The sequence below is a fragment of the Streptomyces sp. NPDC091280 genome (genome assembly GCF_044768565.1).
Taxonomy (GTDB): Bacteria; Actinomycetota; Actinomycetes; order Streptomycetales; family Streptomycetaceae; genus Streptomyces.
On record NZ_JBIVUZ010000001.1, the window covers coordinates 793,338 to 811,015 of the forward strand.

The 17,678-nt window shown below is 73.5% G+C and carries 19 protein-coding genes; 6 read left to right on the top strand and 13 right to left on the bottom strand.

The annotated features are described in order from the left end of the window. Positions 1-51 precede the first annotated feature (51 nt). A complete protein-coding gene (locus ACIQPR_RS03670; RefSeq protein ID WP_403641326.1) occupies positions 52-609 on the top strand; it encodes a hypothetical protein in 558 nt (185 codons plus the stop codon). A 90-nt stretch (positions 610-699) separates the two neighbouring features. On the opposite strand, the gene ACIQPR_RS03675 is transcribed toward ACIQPR_RS03670, so the two are convergent. The 12 genes from ACIQPR_RS03675 to hutU all read right to left on the bottom strand — a co-directional run bounded on the left by ACIQPR_RS03675 (position 700) and on the right by hutU (position 13,098). Next, complete coding sequence (locus ACIQPR_RS03675; RefSeq protein WP_403641329.1) at positions 700-873, bottom strand: hypothetical protein; 174 nt, start codon at positions 871-873, stop codon at positions 700-702. A 164-nt stretch (positions 874-1,037) separates the two neighbouring features. Further along, positions 1,038-1,559: a tRNA (adenosine(37)-N6)-threonylcarbamoyltransferase complex ATPase subunit type 1 TsaE gene (gene tsaE, locus ACIQPR_RS03680; RefSeq protein ID WP_403641332.1), complete on the bottom strand. Its 522-nt coding sequence runs from the start codon at positions 1,557-1,559 to the stop codon at positions 1,038-1,040. After that, positions 1,525-2,766 (bottom strand): alpha/beta fold hydrolase, encoded by a 1,242-nt coding sequence (locus tag ACIQPR_RS03685; protein ID WP_403641335.1) that lies wholly within the window; start codon positions 2,764-2,766, stop codon positions 1,525-1,527. The genes tsaE and ACIQPR_RS03685 overlap by 35 nt, the downstream gene beginning before the upstream one ends. Then, entirely contained in the window at positions 2,763-4,046 is a 1,284-nt protein-coding gene (gene alr, locus ACIQPR_RS03690) for an alanine racemase (protein WP_403641338.1), read from the bottom strand. The genes ACIQPR_RS03685 and alr overlap by 4 nt, the downstream gene beginning before the upstream one ends. Before the next feature lie 46 nt (positions 4,047-4,092). Next, on the bottom strand, positions 4,093-4,992 hold the full coding sequence (locus ACIQPR_RS03695) for a L,D-transpeptidase family protein (protein ID WP_403641341.1): 900 nt from the start codon (positions 4,990-4,992) through the stop codon (positions 4,093-4,095). 117 nt (positions 4,993-5,109) lie between these two features. Continuing rightward, positions 5,110-6,546, bottom strand: a complete 1,437-nt coding sequence (locus ACIQPR_RS03700; protein ID WP_403641344.1) for an NAD(P)H-hydrate dehydratase — start codon at positions 6,544-6,546, stop codon at positions 5,110-5,112. A 64-nt stretch (positions 6,547-6,610) separates the two neighbouring features. Then, entirely contained in the window at positions 6,611-6,982 is a 372-nt protein-coding gene (locus tag ACIQPR_RS03705; protein ID WP_403641346.1) for a holo-ACP synthase, read from the bottom strand. 74 nt (positions 6,983-7,056) lie between these two features. Beyond that, a complete protein-coding gene (locus ACIQPR_RS03710; RefSeq protein WP_403641349.1) occupies positions 7,057-7,470 on the bottom strand; it encodes a hypothetical protein in 414 nt (137 codons plus the stop codon). Between the two features lie 108 nt (positions 7,471-7,578). Next, the gene (gene hutI, locus ACIQPR_RS03715) at positions 7,579-8,754 is read right to left on the bottom strand and encodes an imidazolonepropionase (RefSeq protein ID WP_403641352.1); all 1,176 of its coding nucleotides are present in this window, start codon (positions 8,752-8,754) and stop codon (positions 7,579-7,581) included. 20 nt (positions 8,755-8,774) lie between these two features. Continuing rightward, complete coding sequence (locus ACIQPR_RS03720; RefSeq protein WP_403641354.1) at positions 8,775-10,121, bottom strand: formimidoylglutamate deiminase; 1,347 nt, start codon at positions 10,119-10,121, stop codon at positions 8,775-8,777. Next, complete coding sequence (locus tag ACIQPR_RS03725) at positions 10,118-11,320, bottom strand: allantoate amidohydrolase (protein WP_403642900.1); 1,203 nt, start codon at positions 11,318-11,320, stop codon at positions 10,118-10,120. The genes ACIQPR_RS03720 and ACIQPR_RS03725 overlap by 4 nt, the downstream gene beginning before the upstream one ends. A 113-nt stretch (positions 11,321-11,433) precedes the next feature. After that, a complete protein-coding gene (gene hutU, locus ACIQPR_RS03730; RefSeq protein WP_403641357.1) occupies positions 11,434-13,098 on the bottom strand; it encodes a urocanate hydratase in 1,665 nt (554 codons plus the stop codon). Positions 13,099-13,309: 211 nt separating this feature from the next. On the opposite strand from hutU, the gene ACIQPR_RS03735 reads away from it, so the two are divergent. The 5 genes from ACIQPR_RS03735 (at position 13,310) to ACIQPR_RS03755 (ending at position 17,019) form a co-directional block, all read left to right on the top strand. Further along, the gene (locus ACIQPR_RS03735) at positions 13,310-14,689 is read left to right on the top strand and encodes a diaminopimelate decarboxylase (RefSeq protein WP_403641359.1); all 1,380 of its coding nucleotides are present in this window, start codon (positions 13,310-13,312) and stop codon (positions 14,687-14,689) included. Positions 14,690-14,858: 169 nt separating this feature from the next. After that, positions 14,859-15,257 (top strand): hypothetical protein, encoded by a 399-nt coding sequence (locus ACIQPR_RS03740; RefSeq protein WP_403641362.1) that lies wholly within the window; start codon positions 14,859-14,861, stop codon positions 15,255-15,257. Continuing rightward, positions 15,254-16,075 (top strand): transcriptional regulator, encoded by an 822-nt coding sequence (locus ACIQPR_RS03745; RefSeq protein ID WP_403641364.1) that lies wholly within the window; start codon positions 15,254-15,256, stop codon positions 16,073-16,075. The genes ACIQPR_RS03740 and ACIQPR_RS03745 overlap by 4 nt, the downstream gene beginning before the upstream one ends. Positions 16,076-16,109: 34 nt before the next feature. Continuing rightward, positions 16,110-16,622, top strand: a complete 513-nt coding sequence (locus ACIQPR_RS03750) for a roadblock/LC7 domain-containing protein (protein WP_403641367.1) — start codon at positions 16,110-16,112, stop codon at positions 16,620-16,622. A 22-nt stretch (positions 16,623-16,644) separates the two neighbouring features. Continuing rightward, complete coding sequence (locus ACIQPR_RS03755) at positions 16,645-17,019, top strand: hypothetical protein (RefSeq protein WP_403641370.1); 375 nt, start codon at positions 16,645-16,647, stop codon at positions 17,017-17,019. 20 nt (positions 17,020-17,039) lie between these two features. Here the strand turns inward: ACIQPR_RS03755 and ACIQPR_RS03760 are convergent, their stop codons facing one another. Beyond that, entirely contained in the window at positions 17,040-17,642 is a 603-nt protein-coding gene (locus ACIQPR_RS03760; RefSeq protein WP_403641373.1) for a hypothetical protein, read from the bottom strand. Positions 17,643-17,678: the final 36 nt, after the last annotated feature.

Consider the following 17,678-nt stretch of genomic DNA (forward strand, 5'->3'; position numbering starts at 1 on the left):
ACCTACGGTCACCACACTTACTGGACATACAAGACACGGAGGTGGGCGCCGATGGCCGGCAGCAGCTCGGGAATCGTGGCCGGGCTCACCGTGGCGGCCGTCGCCACGGTCGGTTTCCTCGCCTATCAGGCGTCGGCGAGCGTCCCCGCCGGGCTCGGGACCTCGGCCCGCGCGAGCGCCCCGCCGGCGGTGGCCACCTCGAAGGCGCCCCGCGACAAGAAGAACCCCGCCGCGCTGCCCACGGGCTCCGGCCGGGGCGAGCGGGTCGTGTACTCGCTGGACGACGACCGGGTGTGGCTGGTCGCCGACAACAACAGGGTCAACCGGACGTTCAAGGTCACCCCCGGGACGGTGGACCCGGCCCTGGGCTCCTACTGGGTCACGTCCCGCTCGAACGCGGTCACCGGCACCGACGGCACCCCCATCCAGCACGTCGTCCGCTTCACCGGCACGAACGGCGTCGCGATCGGCTTCAGCTCGGCGGTCGGCGGCGCGACCCAGGAGCCCGACCCCACGGTGAAGTCCGGCGGCATCCGCGAGTCGGTCGAGGACGGCACGGCGATGTGGCAGTTCGCGACGATCGGGCAGTCGGTGGTGGTGATCCACTAGGGCGTGGCGGTCCGGCGACGGTCCCTGCGCACGCTGCGGGCCCTGCGCACACTGCGGGCCCTGGGCACACTGCGCGCGGCCGGTCGCGTGCTACGCGGCTTCGCGTGACTCGGCCGGTGCGGTCTCCGGGGCGCGCGGCGGTGTCGAGACGGCCCTCGCCGCGGCGCCGGCCGCCAGCAACTCCCGCATGGACACCGCGGCGAACGCGTACGGCCGCGGGCGGTCCTGGTTCTCTGAGGCCGACGAAGCCGGCGTGGACGCCATGGACGCCTCCTGGGACCTGGGGGCGGACGTAGTTAGGTAGACCTAACTACGAACGGGATACCATGTGACCACGCGCGGGACCCGAAACGCAACATCTTGCCGACACCTTGTCGGAACCTGACCGACCGTACGGCCCGGCCGCACCGCCCGGTCGTAGCGCCCGGTCAGCCGCCGAGGACGCCGAGTTCCACTCCGGACCAGCGCTCGCCGAGCCCGGTGACGGTGACGTGGCGTACCTCGTCCGTGGTGTCCCCGACCGCGCGGTGGATGACGACGGACAGCCGGTCGTCGGTCAGTTCCTCGACCTTGCCCTCGCCCCACTCCACGACGATCACCGACTCCGGCAGCGAGACGTCGAGGTCGAGGTCCTCCATGTCGTCGAGCCCACCGGCCAGCCGGTACGCGTCGACGTGGACCAGCGGCGGCCCGTCGCCGAGCGAGGGGTGCACACGGGCGATGACGAACGTCGGCGAGGTGACCGCGCCGCGCACCCCGAGCCCCTCCCCCAGGCCCCGGGTCAGCGTCGTCTTGCCGGCGCCGAGCTCCCCGGTGAGCATCACGAGGTCGCCCGCGCGCAGCAGCTTGGCCAGCCGGCGGCCCAACTCCCCCATCTGGTCGGGGGAGTTGACGGTGATCGAGACGGACAGGGGCTCAGCCGCGCTGTGCGGTGCTGCTGGTGCTTCCATAGCCGCTTACGGTAGCCCCTGCGGGCACGGCCCCCGCGCGGGTGAGCAGGTCGGCGAGGCGGTCGGTGACGACCTCCGGGTGCTCCAGCATGACCAGGTGTCCGGCGTCCGGTACGAGCACCAGCTCCGCGTCCGGCAGCTGGTCGGCGATGGCCTCGCTGTGCTCACTGGGGGTGACGAGATCACCGATCCCGGCCAGCACGAGCACGGGCATGTCCTTGAAGAGTTTGAGGGCCGCCGTCTTCTCGTGGTCGGTGAACGCCGGATAGAACTCGGCGACCACGTCGATGGGCGTGCCCTCGATCAGCCGCTCCGCGAACCGCGCGACCGCCGGATCGACGTCCCGCGACGCGAACGAGTACCGCTTGATGATCCCGGCGAACAGATCGGCGGTGGCCCGCCGCCCCCGCTCCACCAGCGCGGCCTGCTGACCGAGCGCCTTCAGCACACCGGGCAGCACCCGCCGTACCGCGTTGACCCCGGCGACCGGCAGGCCGAAGCTGACCTCGCCCATCCGCCCGGCGGACGTACCGACGAAGGCCGTGGCCACGACCCGGTCGCGGATCAGCTCCGGGTACTGGTCGGCGAACGCCATCACCGTCATGCCGCCCATGGAGTGGCCCACGAGCACGATCGGCCCCTCGGGCACGGCCGCGTCGAGCACGGCTCTCAGATCGCGGCCCAACTGGTCGATGGTGACCGGCATGCCGTCCTCCAGCTGCGCCACCCCGCGCGCGGACCGGCCGTGACTGCGCTGGTCCCAGTACACGGTCCGTACGACCCCGCGCAGGGCCGCCCGCTGGAAGTGCCAGGCGTCCTGGTTGAGGCAGTAGCCGTGACTGAAGACGACGGTGACCGGGGCCGGTGTCTTGCGTCCGAAGAGCCGGCGGCGCCTGGGGGTGACGGCGGCGATCTCGGGCTCGATGTCGTCGACCTCGTAGTACAGCTCGGTGCCGTCCTCCGCGCGGGCCGTGCCGGGGACGCCGCGCAGCGAGCCGTACGGTCCCGTGGAGTCGAGTGCCAGCCGCGCCCGCTCGCGCATGCTGCGCCCGACCGTCATCCGCTCTATGGCGACACCGGCCGCGGCACCGGCGGCGATCACGCCTATCGCGGCGCCCGCGATCCCGGTCACCTTGCGCCAGTTGCCCGTCGCCCCCGTGGCGGCGGAGGCGACCGCGGCGACCGCCTCCGCACTGCTCTCGCTCACGTGCCGCTCCTCTTCCCGTCCCGGTCCCGCGCTGCGTCGTCTGCCTCATACCCAGGGACGACCCGATCGACGAGGGCGGCCTCGTCGTCCACCGGGACGTCCTCATCGACGCCGTCCTCATCGACGTAGACGCGCGGAACGCGTGTTCCGATGCGGGTCACGATCTCGTAGGCGATGGTCCCGGCCGCCTGCGCCCAGTCCTCGGCGGTGGGCTCGCCGCGGTCCCCGGGGCCGAAGAGGATCGCCTCCGCCCCGGCCTCCGGCTCGTCCCCGCCGAGGTCCACGACGAACTGGTCCATGGCGACCCGGCCCGCGACCGTGCGCCACTTGCCGCCGACCAGCACCGGGCCGGTGCCGGAGGCGTGCCGGGGGATGCCGTCCGCGTAGCCGACGGGGATGAGGCCGAGGGTCGTCGTGCCCGGGGTGACGTAGTGGTGGCCGTAGCTGACGCCGTGCCCGCCCGGCACCTGCTTCACCAGGGCCACGGACGCCTTCAGGGTCATCACCGGCCGCAGCCCGAAGTCGGCCGGGGAACCCTGCTCCGGGATGGGCGAGACGCCGTAGACGGCGATGCCTGTGCGGACGAGGTCGAAGTGGGAGTCGGGGCGGGTGAGGGTGGCGGGCGAGTTGGCGATGTGCCGGACCTCGGGCCGTACGCCCTGGTCCTCGGCGTACGCGACCATCTCGCGGAAGAGGGCGAGTTGGGCGTCCACGGAGGGATGTCCGGGTTCGTCCGCGCAGGCGAGGTGCGACCAGAGGCCGGTGACGCGGAGCAGGCCCTCGGCCTCCGCGCGCAGGGCCTCGCGCACGAGTTCGGCCCAGTCGGCGCCGGGCTGGCAGCCGTTGCGGCCCAGTCCGGTGTCGGCCTTGAGCTGCACGCGCGCGGGGAGGCCGCTTTCGCGGGCGGCGGCCACGACCTCGCGCAGCGCCCACATGTCGCTGAGCGACAGGTCGAGGTCGGCCTCGATGGCCTCGCGCCAGGGCCCGCCGGGTGTCCAGAGCCAGCACATGATCCGCACCCCGGCCGGCAGCCCGGCGCGGGCCCGCAGGTCGAGGGCCTCCTCGGGGGTGGCCGTACCGAGCCAGGTCGCCCCGGCCTCGACGGCCGCGCGGGCGCACGGCAGGGCGCCGTGGCCGTACGCCTCGGACTTGACGACGGCCATGACGGCGGCGCCCGGCGCGAGGGCGCGCAGGGCCCGCACATTGGCCCGCAGGGCGCCCAGGTCGATCTCGGCGCGGGCGCGCAGGGGCGCGGTCGGCACAGTTGCTGTCTCGTTCATGACGCCCCCAGTCTCTCAGAGGGGACTGACAGTCCCGCAGGCCCGGCTAGTTCCCGGGCCGGTGGCCCCAGACGTAGACGCGGTCGCCCTTCTTGAGGACGTTCCACAGTTTGCGGGCGTCGGCCAGCCGGAGGTTGACGCAGCCCCAGGAGCCGGTGGTGGTGTAGATGCTGCCGTAGACGGCGTGGAAGGCGATGCCGCCGTCGAAGAACTGGGCATACGGCATCGGGCTGTTGTAGAGCGTCGACCAGTGGTTCTTGTGCTTCCAGTAGATCTTGTGCCAGCCGCCCCGGGTGACGTGCCCGGTACGTCCGCTGCGCATCGGCACCGGCCCGAAGACGACCTTCTTGCCCTTCTGCACCCAGGTGAGCTGCCGGTCGAGATCGACACAGGCGACCCGGTACGCGCGGACGGGGCACTTGCCCGCCGCGTTCGGGTTGTTCTTCGCGGCGAGGAGCTGCATCCGCGCCCAGGTCACGGGTCCGGCGAAGCCGATCGCGGGCTTGATGCCCTGCTTCTTCTGGAAGGCCTTGATGGCCGCGCAGTCGGCGGCCGACTGCCGGCCGTCCACCTTCAGCCGCAGCCACCGCTCCACGCCCCGCTGGTAGGGCCCGGTCTGTTTGCTGCACGAGACCTTCGCCACGGCGTCCCCGATCGGCACGTACTCGACGAGCGCGTACGTCCCCGCCGCCGCGTCCCTCGGCTCGACCCGGTCCTCCTCCGGGGTGGGTGTGTACACCTTCGGTACGAGGGCCTGGTCGGGCGTGTCGATCTGCCAGGGCTGATACGGCCCCGGAGGCACCCCCGGCACGAGCTCGCTCTCGCCGGGTCCGGCCGCCGGCGGCACCGGCCCGTCGGCGGCGGCGGTCGTGGCCCCGAACGGGAGGGCGATCACCGCGGTGAGCAGCACCGCGATGCTTCTGTGCGCGATTCGTGTACTGATCATGCGATCAGAGAAACGTGACGCCCGGTCGGTGGGCGGGTGCCGCGCGGAGGGGTCACTCTTATTGACGAGTGGGGAGAGTGGGGTGGGAGCGGTGGGCGCGGTCCGCGCGGGACGGGTTCAGTCCCTCACGTCCCGCCACGCCGTCCGTACGGCCTCCGCGACGTCGTGTGCTCCCGCCGGTGCCCCGTCCGCCGCCAGGCGTCCCGCGAGGCCGTGCAGGTACGCGCCCGCGCTGCCCGCGTCGAACGCCGTCAGGCCCGCCGCCAGCAGTGAGCCCGCGAGGCCCGACAGGACGTCGCCGCTGCCCGCGGTGGCCAGCCAGGCGGTGCCCGTCGGATTGACCCGCACCGCGCCGCCCCCGGAGTCGGCGACCAGTGTCGTCGAGCCCTTGAGGAGCACGGTCGCCCCGTAGCGGCGCGCCAACTCCCGCGCGGAGGTGAGACGGGCCGCCTCGACCTCGGCGCGCGGTACTCCGAGCAGCGCGGCGGCCTCGCCCGCGTGCGGGGTCATCAGCGTCGGCGCCCTGCGGGCCCGTACGGCGTCCGGATCCGCCAGCCGCAGGCCGTCCGCGTCGATGAGCACCGGCACGTCGGCCGCCACCACCTCCGCCACGGTCGCCGCGTCGTCGCCCGCACCCGGCCCGACGACCCAGGCCTGCACCCGGCCCGCCTCGGCCGGTCCCCGGTCCGACACCAGGGCCTCGGGGAACCGCGCGATCACCGCGTCCGCGGCCGGACCGACGTACCGTACGGCCCCGGCCCCGCCCCGCAGCGCTCCGGCGACGGCGAGCACGGCCGCGCCCGGGTAGCGGCCGGACCCGGCGGCGATGCCCACCACCCCGCGCCGGTACTTGTCGCTCTCGGCGCCCGGCACGGGCAGCAGCACCGCTACGTCGGCGTGTTGCAGGGCCTCCAGTTCGGGTTCGGGGGGCAGTTCGGCGCCGAGTCCGATGTCGACGAGCCGTACGGAACCGGCGTACCCGCGCGCGGGGTCGATCAGCAGCCCGGGTTTGTGGGTGCCGAAGGTGACGGTGAGGTCGGCCCGGACCGCCGCGCCCCGTACCTCGCCCGTGTCCGCCTCGACGCCGCTGGGCAGGTCCACGGCGACGACGGCACCCCGGGAGTCCCCGGCGAGGGTCGCGAGCCGCGCGGCGTCCGGGCGCAGTCCGCCCCGGCCGCCGATCCCGACGATCCCGTCGAGGACCAGATCGGCGCGCAGGACCGGCCCTTGGGCATTGTCCGGCGACACGGTTCGGCCGCCCGCGCGGAGCAGCGCCACGAGCCCGCGCGCGTGGGTGCGGTCGGGGGCGAGCAACACCGCCGTGACGGCCGCGCCGCGCCGGGCCAGCCGGGCGCCCGCGTAGAGCGCGTCGCCGCCGTTGTCCCCGCTGCCGACCAGCAGCGCGACCCGGCTGCCGTAGACCCGGCCCGTCAACTGGGCGCAGGCGACGGCCAGTCCGGCCGCCGCGCGCTGCATGAGCGCGCCGTCAGGCAGCCGTGCCATCAGCCGCCGTTCGGCCGCCCTCACCGTCTCCACGCTGTACGCAGTACGCATGCGGTCGAGTCTGCCCCGGGGGGTGCAGGGAACGCACGCGGGGGCTCACGGTTCCCCGCCCCCGTCACCCCTCCGCGATCACCACCGCCGAGGCCACCCCCGCGTCATGGCTCAACGACACGTGCCAGGAGCGGACGCCCAGTTCGGCGGCGCGGGCCGCGACCGTGCCCGTCACGCGCAGGCGGGGCTGTCCGCTGTCCTCGACGTAGATCTCGGCGTCCGTCCACAGGAGCCCGGCCGGGGCGCCCAGTGCCTTCGCGAGGGCCTCCTTCGCGGCGAAGCGGGCGGCGAGGGAGGCGGGTCCGCGGCGTTCCCCGCTCGGCAGCAGCAACTCGCTGTCCAGGAACAGGCGTCGGGCCATCCCGGGTGTGCGCGCCAGCGACGCCGCGAACCGGTCGATCTCGGCCACGTCGATACCAACCCCGATGATGCTCATGGCGAGCACCCTACGGCCGTGTCCGCGCGGGCCACGGACACGGCCGGGAGGCTTCGGCGCCCTTGCCGCGCGGATCAGGCGGCGTCGAGGGCCGCGGTGATCTTGCGGATCATCTCGTTCATGACGGGCCCGGGTTCGCCCTTGACGCCCCGTACGGCCTCTTCCACGGCGACCAGGACGGTGGAGCGGAAGTTGTCGGCCTCGGCCGGGTCCTGTTCCCTGAGGAGCGCCGTGGTCGCGGTCAGGGCGGGCAGCACCCGGTCGGCGATCTCGGCCGCGGACCTGCCGTCCAGGCCCTCGGTCTTCGACTTCTCGGCGAGGACGTGGCCGACCCGGCCGGTCGCCGAGGACAGCGCGATGCTGCCCCGGGTGGCGATCCGGTGCGGCGATCCGGTGGCACCGGCGGCGACCAGCAGCGACACGGCGCCGAACGCGGCGGTGCGCAGGGTGGCCTTGTCCTTGTCGGTGAGGGTGAGTTCGATGGCCATGGTGGTGTGCTCCTCGGACGGGAGTGGGCGGGCGTCTGTTGTGGAACAGAGCCTGCGCCCGGCCGGTTTCACCACGGCCTCAGCCTGCTTTCAGCGGGCCCGCCGCCCTCAGAGCGTCCGGATTCCGCGCCGCCACACTCCGCTGACCAGCGGCACGCCCGGCCGGTAGGCCAGGTGCACATGGCTGGGCGCGTCCAGCAGGATCAGGTCGGCGCGGGCGCCGGGCGCGATCCGGCCCACGTCCTCGCGCCGCAGGGCCGCCGCTCCGCCCGCCGTGGCCGACCACACCGCCTCGTCCGGGGTCATGCCCATGTCCCGCACCGCCAGCGCGATGCAGAACGGCACCGAGGAGGTGAACGACGAGCCCGGGTTGCAGTCGGTGGACAGCGCGACCGTGACCCCCGCGTCCAGGAGCCGGCGCGCGTCCGGCCACTGGGCCCGGGTCGAGAACTCGGCGCCGGGCAGCAGGGTCGCGACGGTACGGCCGCTCGCCAGCGCGTCGACGTCCGCGTCCGTGAGGTGGGTGCAGTGGTCGGCGCTGGCCGCGTCCAGTTCCACGGCGAGCTGGACGCCGGGGCCGTAGGAGAGCTGGTTGGCGTGGATGCGCGGGCGCAGGCCCTTCGCCTTGCCTGCGGTCAGGATCGCCCGCGCCTGGTCGCCGTCGAAGGCGCCCTTCTCGCAGAACACGTCGATCCAACGGGCGTACGGGGCGCAGGCGTCGAGCATCTCGCCGGTGACGAGCGACACGTACGCGGCGGGGTCGTCGGCGCGGTCGGGCGCGACGATGTGCGCGCCGAGGTAGGTCACCTCGTCGGTGTGCGCGGCGGCGATCCGCAGGGCGCGGGACTCGTCGGCGACCGTCAGGCCGTAGCCGGACTTGGTCTCGAAGGTGGTCGTGCCCTGGCGCAGGGCCTCGTCGAGGTAGCGGGTGAGGTTGGCCTCCAGCTCCGCGTCGCTCGCGGCGCGGGTGGCCGCGACCGTCGTGCGGATGCCGCCCGCGCTGTAGGCCCGCCCGGACATCCGGGCGTTGAACTCCTGCGTGCGGTCGCCCGCGAAGACGAGGTGCGAGTGCGAGTCGACGAAGCCGGGCAGGACCGCTCTCCCACCTGCGTCGACCCGATTGTCAGTGGCGGGTGCTTTGCTTGATTCACCGGTCCACACGACGTGGTCGCCGTCGATGACGACGGCCGCGTCCTGGACCAGACCGAGGGGCGAACCATCACCGAGGGAGGGGTCGTTGGTGACGAGTGTGGCGATGTTGGTGATGACGGTGCTGCTGCTCATCGTGTCCTCGTGGGTGGTGGTCAGGCCCGCAGGGCTTCGACTGCGCGCGCGAGCGCTTGCGGCACATCCGGGACGAGCGCGTGCGCCCCGTCGCGTACGACGTGTCGCCCGCCCACGACGGTGTGCCGTACGTCGGCCGCCGTCGCCGCGAATACGGCGGTCTCGGCGCCGAGCCTGGGCACCGGCCCCGCTGTTCTGACGGAGTCGAGCGCGATCGTCGTGAAGTCGGCGAGGGCGCCTTCCGTGAGGCTGCCCGCCTCGTCCCAGCCGAGGGCCGCGTGGCCGTCGGCGGAGGCCGCGCGGAGCAGGGCCGCCGCTGTCCAGTGGCCCCGGGTGCGGGTGCGCAGGCGCTCGTTCAGCTCCATCGCGCGGGCCTCTTCGAGCAGGTCGATGACGGCGTGGCTGTCGGAGCCGAGGGAGAGCGGGGAGCCGGCCCGCTGGAGGGCGACCGCGGGGCCGATGCCGTCCGCGAGGTCGCGTTCGGTCGTCGGGCACATGCAGGTGCCCGTGCCGGTCGAGCCGAGCAGCGCGATGTCCTCGTCGGTGAGGTGGGTGTTGTGGACGCCCGTGGTGCGCGGGCCCAACACCCCGTGTTCGGCGAGGAGTTGGGTGGGCGTCAGGTCGTGGGCGGCGCGGCAGGCGTCGTTCTCGGCGGTCTGCTCGGACAGATGGACGTGGAGCGGGGCCCGCCGCTCCTGGGCCCACTGGGCCACGGTCGCCAACTCGCCGGCGGGCACGGCCCGTACGGAGTGGACGGCGGCGCCGATCCGCGCGTGATCCCGTTCCTTGAGAAGTGAAGAGCGTTCGGCCCAGGCCTCCGCGCTGCCGTCGGAGAAGCGGAGCTGGTGGTGGTTGGGGGGCTGTCCGAAGCCGGAGGAGAGGTAGGCGGTGTCGAGGAGGGTGATGCGGATGCCGGCTTCGGAGGCGGCGGCGAGGAGGGCCTCACCCATCGCGTTGGGGTCGGCGTAGCGGGTGCCGCCGTGGGCGTGGTGCACGTAGTGGAACTCGCCGACCGCCGTGATCCCGGCGAGCGCCATCTCGGCGTACACCGCGCGGGCCAGTGCGTGGTAGGTGTCCGGGGTGAGCCGGTCGGCGAAGGAGTACATGAGCTCCCGCCAGGTCCAGAAGGTGCCGGAGCCGACCTGGACGGTGCCGCGCAGGGCGCGGTGGAAGGCGTGGCTGTGGGCGTTGGCGAGCCCGGGGAGGGTGAGTCCGCGCAGGATCTCGGCCCCGGGGGGCGGGCCCTCCACGCCCGTGCGGACGGCCGCGATCCGTCCGTCGCCCACCTCCAGGGCGACGCCCGGCTCGACGTTGGTGTCGAGCCAGGCGTGTTCCAGCCAGTACGTCCGCGTGTCGGGGTGCGTCACCTGCGGGCCAGCCCTTCCAGTACGTCGGCGAGTGCGGTCACCCCGGCCACGCAGTCGTCCTCGGCCGCGAACTCGGCCGGGGAGTGCGAGACGCCCGTGGGGTTGCGCACGAACAGCATGGCGGTCGGGATGCTCCCGGAGAGGATTCCGGCGTCGTGTCCGGCGCCGGTGCCCAGGACGGGGACCTTGAGGTCGGTGTCCTTGCCCAGGACGCGGGCGAGTTCGTCGCGCAGGGCGTGGTCGAACTCGACGACGGGGGTGAAGGACTCCCGGACGACGTCGAGGTCGACGCCGTGCGCCTCGGCGTACTCGCGGGCCGCCTTCTCGACGCCGGTGACCACCGTGTCCAGGGTGTCCTGGTCGGCGGCGCGGGAGTCGAGCCAGCCGCGCACCAGGGAGGGGATGGCGTTGACGCCGTTCGGCTCGACGGCGATCTTCCCGAACGTGGCGACGGCACCGGCGAGTTGGGCCTCGCGGCGGGCGGCGAGCACGGTCTCGGCGTACGACAGCATGGGGTCGCGCCGGTCCACCAGGCGGGTGGTGCCGGCGTGGTTGGCCTCGCCCCGGAAGTCGAACCGCCACCGGCCGTGCGGCCAGATGGCGCTGGCGATGCCGACCCGGTCGCCGGACAGGTCCAGCGCGCGGCCCTGTTCGACGTGGAGTTCGACGAACGCGCCGATGCGGGCGAGCCGTTCGGGGTCGGGGCCGATGGCGTCGGCGTCGTAGCCCGCCGCGGCCATGGCCTGCGGCAGTGTGATCCCGTCGCCGTCCGTCAGGCGGTGCGCCTGCTCGACGGTGAGCTGCCCGGCAGCCAGCCGCGAGCCGACGCAGGCGAGCCCGAAGCGCGCGCCTTCCTCGTCGCCGAAGTTGACGATGGCGAGCGGCTTGCCGAACTCGACGCCCCTGCCGCGCAGTTCGTCGAGCGCGGCGAACGACGACACGACACCGAGGGGTCCGTCGAAGGCCCCGCCGTCCGGCACCGAGTCGAGATGCGACCCGGTGACGACGGCGTCCCCGGCGGCGGGGTCGCCGAGCCAGGCCCACTGGTTGCCGTTGCGGTCGAGTTCGTAGGTCAGGCCGCGGGCCCGGGCCTGCTCCTCGAACCAGGCCCGGCATGCGGCGTCGGCGTCCGTCCAGGCGAACCGGCGGTAGCCGCCGGAGTCGGGGTGCCGGCCGATGGGGAGCAGGTCGCGCCACATCGAGTGGAAGGAATCACCGGCCGGCGCGGCCGGCGCCCGGTTCCCCGTCCCCGTCCCCGTCCCCGTCCCGGTCGCCGTCGGAAAGTCGCCGCGCCGCTCGTCTCCCGGAAGGGTCACGCGTCGTCACCCTCGCGCATCGGCACCCGCACGCCGCGCTCGTCGGCGACCCGCTCCGCGATGTCGTAGCCCGCGTCGACGTGGCGGATGACGCCCATGCCCGGGTCGTTGGTCAGGACGCGGCGGATCTTCTCGCCGGCGAGCTTGGTGCCGTCGGCCACCGAGACCTGGCCGGCGTGGATGGAGCGGCCCATGCCGACACCGCCGCCGTGGTGGAGGGAGACCCAGGAGGCGCCGGAGGCGACGTTGACCATGGCGTTCAGCAGCGGCCAGTCGGCGATGGCGTCGGAGCCGTCGAGCATGGCCTCGGTCTCGCGGTAGGGGGAGGCGACGGAGCCGCAGTCGAGGTGGTCGCGGCCGATGGCCAGGGGCGCCACCAACTCGCCGCTCGCCACCATGTCGTTGAAGCGCTCGCCGGCCTTGTCGCGCTCGCCGTAGCCGAGCCAGCAGATGCGGGCGGGCAGGCCCTGGAAGTGGACGCGTTCACCGGCCAGCTTGATCCAGCGGTGCAGGGACTCGTTCTCCGGGAAGAGGTCGAGGATCGCCTTGTCGGTCTTGGCGATGTCGGAGGCCTCGCCGGACAGGGCGGCCCAGCGGAAGGGGCCCTTGCCCTCGGAGAAGAGCGGGCGGATGTAGGCGGGGACGAAGCCGGGGAAGGCGAACGCCCGCTCGTATCCGGCGAGTTGGGCCTCGCCGCGGATCGAGTTGCCGTAGTCGAAGACCTCGGCGCCGGCGTCCATGAAGCCGACCATGGCCTCGACGTGCTTGGCCATGGACTCACGGGCGCGGGTGGTGAAGCCCGCCGGGTCCTTGGCGGCCTCGTCGGCCATGTCCTCGAAGGCGATGCCCACGGGGAGGTAGGCCAGCGGGTCGTGGGCCGAGGTCTGGTCGGTGACGATGTCGATGGGGGCGCCCTCGGCGAGCATCTGCGGGAGCAGTTCGGCGGCGTTGCCCAGCAGGCCGATGGAGAGCGGGCGGCGGGCGTCGCGGGCCTCGACGGCGAGCTGGAGGGCGTGCGCGAGGGAGTCGGCGCGGACGTCGAGGTAGCGGTGCTCGATGCGGCGCTCGATGGCGCGCGGGTCGACGTCGATGCAGATCGCGACGCCGTCGTTCATGGTGACCGCGAGGGGCTGGGCGCCGCCCATGCCGCCGAGGCCGGCGGTGAGGGTGATGGTCCCGGCGAGGGTGCCGTTGAACTTCTTGGCGGCGACGGCGGCGAAGGTCTCGTAGGTGCCCTGGAGGATGCCCTGGGTGCCGATGTAGATCCACGAACCGGCGGTCATCTGGCCGTACATGGTGAGGCCGAGGGCCTCAAGGCGGCGGAACTCCTCCCAGTTGGCCCAGTCGCCGACGAGGTTGGAGTTGGCGATGAGGACGCGCGGGGCCCACTCGTGGGTCTGCATGACGCCGACCGGGCGGCCGGACTGGACGAGCATCGTCTCGTCCTGCTTGAGGGTGCGCAGGGTGCGGACCATGGCGTCGTAGGAGCGCCAGTCGCGGGCGGCCTTGCCGGTGCCGCCGTAGACGACGAGCTTGTCGGGGTGTTCGGCGACCTCGGGGTCCAGGTTGTTCTGCAGCATCCGCAGGGCGGCTTCCTGCTGCCATCCCAGGGCGCTCAGTTCCGTACCGCGCGGTGCTCGTACGGGGCGGGGTCCTGACATGGTCTGCCTCCTAGCGGACTGCTCTCAGCGGATCTGTGTACGCGTCTCTGCCGCGGTTCCACCGCGGTTGTTCACTGCGATTCTTACTGCGGTTATTCACATCCTGGCGCTCTGAATAGAACTAGTCAATACATGGCGGCGCCGATGTGGGCGGCCTCGGGATGTTTGGCTGGATGTGACGAGCACGGGCAACGACACGACGGGGGACACGGTGAACGACGTACACCAGGGTCACACGGACGGCGCCGAGCGGGCGGCGCGGCGGGACCGGGCGGTGCGGGCCGCCCTCGAACAGGGGCTGCTGGGACCGGAGTCGCCCATCGCCGCGCTGCTGGACGTCACCGGGATCCGGGAGTCGGCGGCAGCGCTGCGGGCGGCGTTCGACGCGGTGACGGCGCCGGGGACACCGGTGCTGCACGCGTTCGCGGTGAAGGCGAACCCGATGGTGGCGGTGGTGCGGCTGCTGCGCGAGGAGGGCATCGGCGCGGAGGTGGCGAGCCCCGGCGAACTGGCGCTGGCGCGGGCGGCGGGCGTACGGCCGGAGCGGACCGTGTTCGACGCGCCGGCGAAGACACCGGCGGAGCTGCGCGAGGCGCTGGCGCTGGGGATCGCGGTGAACGTCGACAACCCGCAGGAACTGGCGCGGATCGACGGGCTGATGAGGTCGGCGGACAGTCGTTCGCCGGTCGGGATCCGGGTCAACCCGCAGATCGGCGCCGGGTCGATCGCCGCGCTCTCCACGGCGACGGCGACCTCGAAGTTCGGGGTGGCACTGCGGGACGAGGGGGCGCGCGAGTGGGTGGTGCGGGCGTTCGCCGAGCGGCCGTGGCTGACCCGGCTGCACGCGCACACCGGGTCGCAGGGCATCCCGCCGGAGCTGCTGGCGCGGGGCGTCGCGGAGACGTACACGCTGGCGGAGGAGATCAACGGGCGGCTCGGGCGCCGGCAGATCGACACGCTCGACATCGGCGGCGGGCTGGGGGTGGCCTTCGACGCGGACGCGACGAGTCCGACGTACGCGCAGTACGCGCGGCTGCTCAAGGAGACCGTGCCGGGGCTGTTCGACGGGCGGTACGGGCTGGTGACCGAGTTCGGGCGGTCGCTGCTGGCCAAGCAGGGGACGGTGGTGGCCCGGGTCGAGTACACGAAGAGCGCCGGCGGGCGGCCGATCGCGGTCACCCACGCGGGGGTGCAGGTGGCGCCCCGGACGGTGTACGCGCCGCGGTCGTGGCCACTGCGGGTCGCCGCCTACGACGCGAAGGGGCGGCCCAAGTCGGGGGCCGCGGTGGTGCAGGACGTCGCCGGTCCGGCCTGTTTCGCGGGTGATCTGCTGGCGGAGGGCTGCGCGCTGCCGCTCCTTGAGCAGGGCGACCATGTGGCGGCGCTGGACACCGGGGCGTACTACTTCACGGCCCACTACGCCTACAACTCCCTTGCCAGGCCCGGCATTTACGGCTTCGTGCCGGACGGTTCGGGAGGTGTGGCGTTCGCGACCGTGCGGCAGCCGCAGACGATGGCGGAGATCGTGGCCGAATCCGGAGGGGCGCACGCCGCCGCGCTCACCACCCTTCACGCACCCGGGCGCCATTGACGCACCCCCGTGACCATGGGGTTGAACTGGTGGGGAAACGGGGTCAGTTGACCCACCTTAGTCACTCGGGGCATGTTCCACCGGAAAATGCCGGATCCCTCACCCCTCGGCCACACGGTGCGTAGCTTCGTGGTCACTCAGCCGAACCGCAGGCGGGAGGGGAGCCACGGTGCCCGGAATCGACGAGTGCTTACTGGAGGCGATGCGGCTGCCCGGTGCCCGGGGCGCCGCCCTGGTCGACTGGACCAGCGGGCTGGCCCTGGGCGTCGTGGGAGAGTCGCCCGGCGGCGACCAGGAGGCCAGCGCGGCGGAGGCCGCGGAACTGGCGCGGCTGGCGGCCGAGCACCGGGCGTTCGCGTCCGAGGCGCAGGACGGGGAGGAGGCCGACGATCCTCCGCTGGAGGATCTGATCGTCAGCAACCGGGACAGCTATCACGTCCTGCGGTTCGTGCGGACGTCGTTCGACAGCAGTGTGTTCCTGCATCTGTGGCTGGCCCGCGCGGAGGGCAATCTCGCGCTGGCCCGGATCCGCCTCGGCGAGATGGCGGGACGGCTGGTGCTGGGATGACCGCGCTCAGGACCACGCCGACCACCCCGCCGCCCCGGCTGCCGGTACGGGACAAGGCCGCCGCGATCGACCGGGCCTGGGGCGGGGTCTCGCCGATGCTGACCCGGCTCGCGACCGAGGAGGCCACCGGCGTCCTCGTCCGCGAGCGCGGCAGTCTGCATCTCGTCGCGGGCCGGGTGGTGCACGCCGAGAGCCCCTCCGCTCCCGGACTCGACCTGCTCCTCACCGCGCACGGCACCCTGCGCGCCGAGGCCTGGCAGGCCGCGACCGACGCGACCGACGACCGGCACGACACCACCCGGCTGCTGCTGGACGGCGGCCTGATCGGCGCGGGCGCGCTGGAACTGTGCCAGCTCGGGGCGCTGTACGACGCGGCGTACTTCGTGCTCGCGCCGAGCAGCACCCCGGGGCGTTTCCGGTACGGGGTCACGCATCCGCTGGGTTCCGTGCGGCCGGTTCCGGTGGCCGCACTGGAGCGCGAGACGCTGCGCCGCCGCGAACTGCTGCACCGCGTCTGGCCGGACGCGGCGACGGACGGCGCGCCGCTGGTGCGGACCGACCCCGTCGCGCCCCCGCCGGTCACCCCCCGGCAGGCCGCCGTACTGGCGTGGGTGGACGGGGTGCGGACGGCGCCGGAGATCGCGCGGCTGCTGGGCCGGCGGGCCTACCCCACGCTGCTGGACGTCCGGCGGCTGGTGTCGGCGGGGCTCGTCTCGCCCCGGCCGCCCGCGCCGCCCGCCGTCATGCCGCCGCCCGACGTCACCGACCCCGACATCACATTGCTGAAGAGGCTCAGGGATGCGCTGGAGGCCCTTTGAGTGGCAGCGAGCACGCGCCGAGAGGAGAGAGCCGATGGCCGCCGAGGCCGAAGTCCTGGACGAGCTGCGGCGGTTGAGAGCCCGGGTGCCGCAGCTGACGGGGGCGCTCGCGGCGGGTGTCGACGGTCTCGTGCTGGCCCAGGACACCCCGGGCGTCGAGCCGGAGCGGGTCGCGGCGCTGACCGTGACGGCGCTCGGCGTGGCCGTACGGATGGCGGACGCGACCGGGCAGGGCGACTTCCGCGAGCTGCTGGTGCGCGGGGTCTACGGCTATGTCGTGACCTGCGCGGCGGGCCGGGGCGCCGTGCTGACCGTGCTCGCGCAGGACAGCGTGAACGTCGGCCGGCTGCTGCTGGAGAGCCGCCGCTCGGGGGCCCGGATCGGGGAACTGGTCGACGCCGAGGCGGCGGCGACGACCGAGGCGGCGGAGCGGGCCGACGCGGCGCCGGTCAAGGAGCCCACCAGAGCCACCACCGCACGACCGAGAACAGCGCGCGCACCACGCACCACCGCAACGACCAACGCGCGCACCACCACGGAAAGTTGAACGGACCCAAGGGAGCACTGTCATGGCCAACACCGAAACCTCGCTCAAAGAGGCGCTGACCTCCATCGAGGGCGCGACCGGCGTCGCGCTCGTCGACTACACCAGCGGTATGGCGCTCGGCACGATGGGCGGCAGCAAGACCTTCGACCTCGGCGTCGCCGCCGCAGGCAACACCGACGTGGTGCGCGCCAAGATGCGCACCATGGAGCACCTCGGCCTGAAGGGCGAGATCGAGGACATCCTGATCACCCTCTCCAGCCAGTACCACCTGATCCGGCTGATCAAGGGCCGCGGCGGCAACGGGCTGTTCCTGTACCTGGTGCTGGACGCCGGCCGCAGCAACCTGGCGATGGCCCGCCACCAGCTGAAGCGGATCGAGGCCGATCTGGAGGTCTGAAGACCGGGTCAGGAGACCGGTCAGACGTAGACGTCGCCGCGGCGGCGCGCCCCGCCCGGGGTGGCGTCGCCCGCGGCGATACCGGTGGAGCGGTAGCCCTTGACGGACTTCCCGGCGGGGGCACCGCCCCGCCCGTCCAGCCAGTCCACGCGGATCCACAGCAAGACGTCCTCGGCCCGTTCCCGGCGCCCCAGCCAGGCGGCCTTCAGCCGCAGGCCGGTGCCGGCCCCGGCGAGCAGCATGCCGCCCGCCGCCGGGACGGCGAACCCGCTGCCCAGCGCGAGCGCGAAGGCGAGGACGAGCCACCAGCGGTGCGCGCGGCGCCAGTTGCGCACCGACACCGCGCGGTCCTGGAGCACGTCGTGCTTGCCGGCCCGGGCGGCGCCACGGGCGAGGGCTATGTAGCGCCGACGGCGCACGTACGACACGACGGCCGCCGCGAGGATGAACAGGGCGGCCCCCGCCATCACCCCGATCCGGCGCCCGGTGATGCCCGACGGCAGCACTCCGACGCCCGCGGCCAGCACCCCGAACCACCACAGCGGGGCGGCTCCGGCCCGTACGACGACGGCCACTCGGGCCAGTCCCTGGACTCTGCGATCTCCGCGATCTCCGCGTGCCACGTCCTGCCTCCTGGTCGTCCCGGCACAGTTGTGTCG

Bases quoted from the DNA above. Each gene is read 5' to 3' on its own strand.
- ACIQPR_RS03670 (WP_403641326.1), top strand. From the start codon at position 52: ATGGCCGGCAGCAGCTCGGGAATCGTGGCCGGGCTCACCGTGGCGGCC.
- ACIQPR_RS03675 (WP_403641329.1), bottom strand. From the start codon at position 873: ATGGCGTCCACGCCGGCTTCGTCGGCCTCAGAGAACCAGGACCGCCCG.
- tsaE (WP_403641332.1), bottom strand. From the start codon at position 1,559: ATGGAAGCACCAGCAGCACCGCACAGCGCGGCTGAGCCCCTGTCCGTC.
- alr (WP_403641338.1), bottom strand. From the start codon at position 4,046: ATGAACGAGACAGCAACTGTGCCGACCGCGCCCCTGCGCGCCCGCGCC.
- ACIQPR_RS03695 (WP_403641341.1), bottom strand. From the start codon at position 4,992: ATGATCAGTACACGAATCGCGCACAGAAGCATCGCGGTGCTGCTCACC.
- ACIQPR_RS03700 (WP_403641344.1), bottom strand. From the start codon at position 6,546: ATGCGTACTGCGTACAGCGTGGAGACGGTGAGGGCGGCCGAACGGCGG.
- ACIQPR_RS03705 (WP_403641346.1), bottom strand. From the start codon at position 6,982: ATGAGCATCATCGGGGTTGGTATCGACGTGGCCGAGATCGACCGGTTC.
- ACIQPR_RS03710 (WP_403641349.1), bottom strand. From the start codon at position 7,470: ATGGCCATCGAACTCACCCTCACCGACAAGGACAAGGCCACCCTGCGC.
- hutI (WP_403641352.1), bottom strand. From the start codon at position 8,754: ATGAGCAGCAGCACCGTCATCACCAACATCGCCACACTCGTCACCAAC.
- ACIQPR_RS03725 (WP_403642900.1), bottom strand. From the start codon at position 11,320: ATGTGGCGCGACCTGCTCCCCATCGGCCGGCACCCCGACTCCGGCGGC.
- hutU (WP_403641357.1), bottom strand. From the start codon at position 13,098: ATGTCAGGACCCCGCCCCGTACGAGCACCGCGCGGTACGGAACTGAGC.
- ACIQPR_RS03745 (WP_403641364.1), top strand. From the start codon at position 15,254: ATGACCGCGCTCAGGACCACGCCGACCACCCCGCCGCCCCGGCTGCCG.
- ACIQPR_RS03750 (WP_403641367.1), top strand. From the start codon at position 16,110: ATGGCCGCCGAGGCCGAAGTCCTGGACGAGCTGCGGCGGTTGAGAGCC.
- ACIQPR_RS03755 (WP_403641370.1), top strand. From the start codon at position 16,645: ATGGCCAACACCGAAACCTCGCTCAAAGAGGCGCTGACCTCCATCGAG.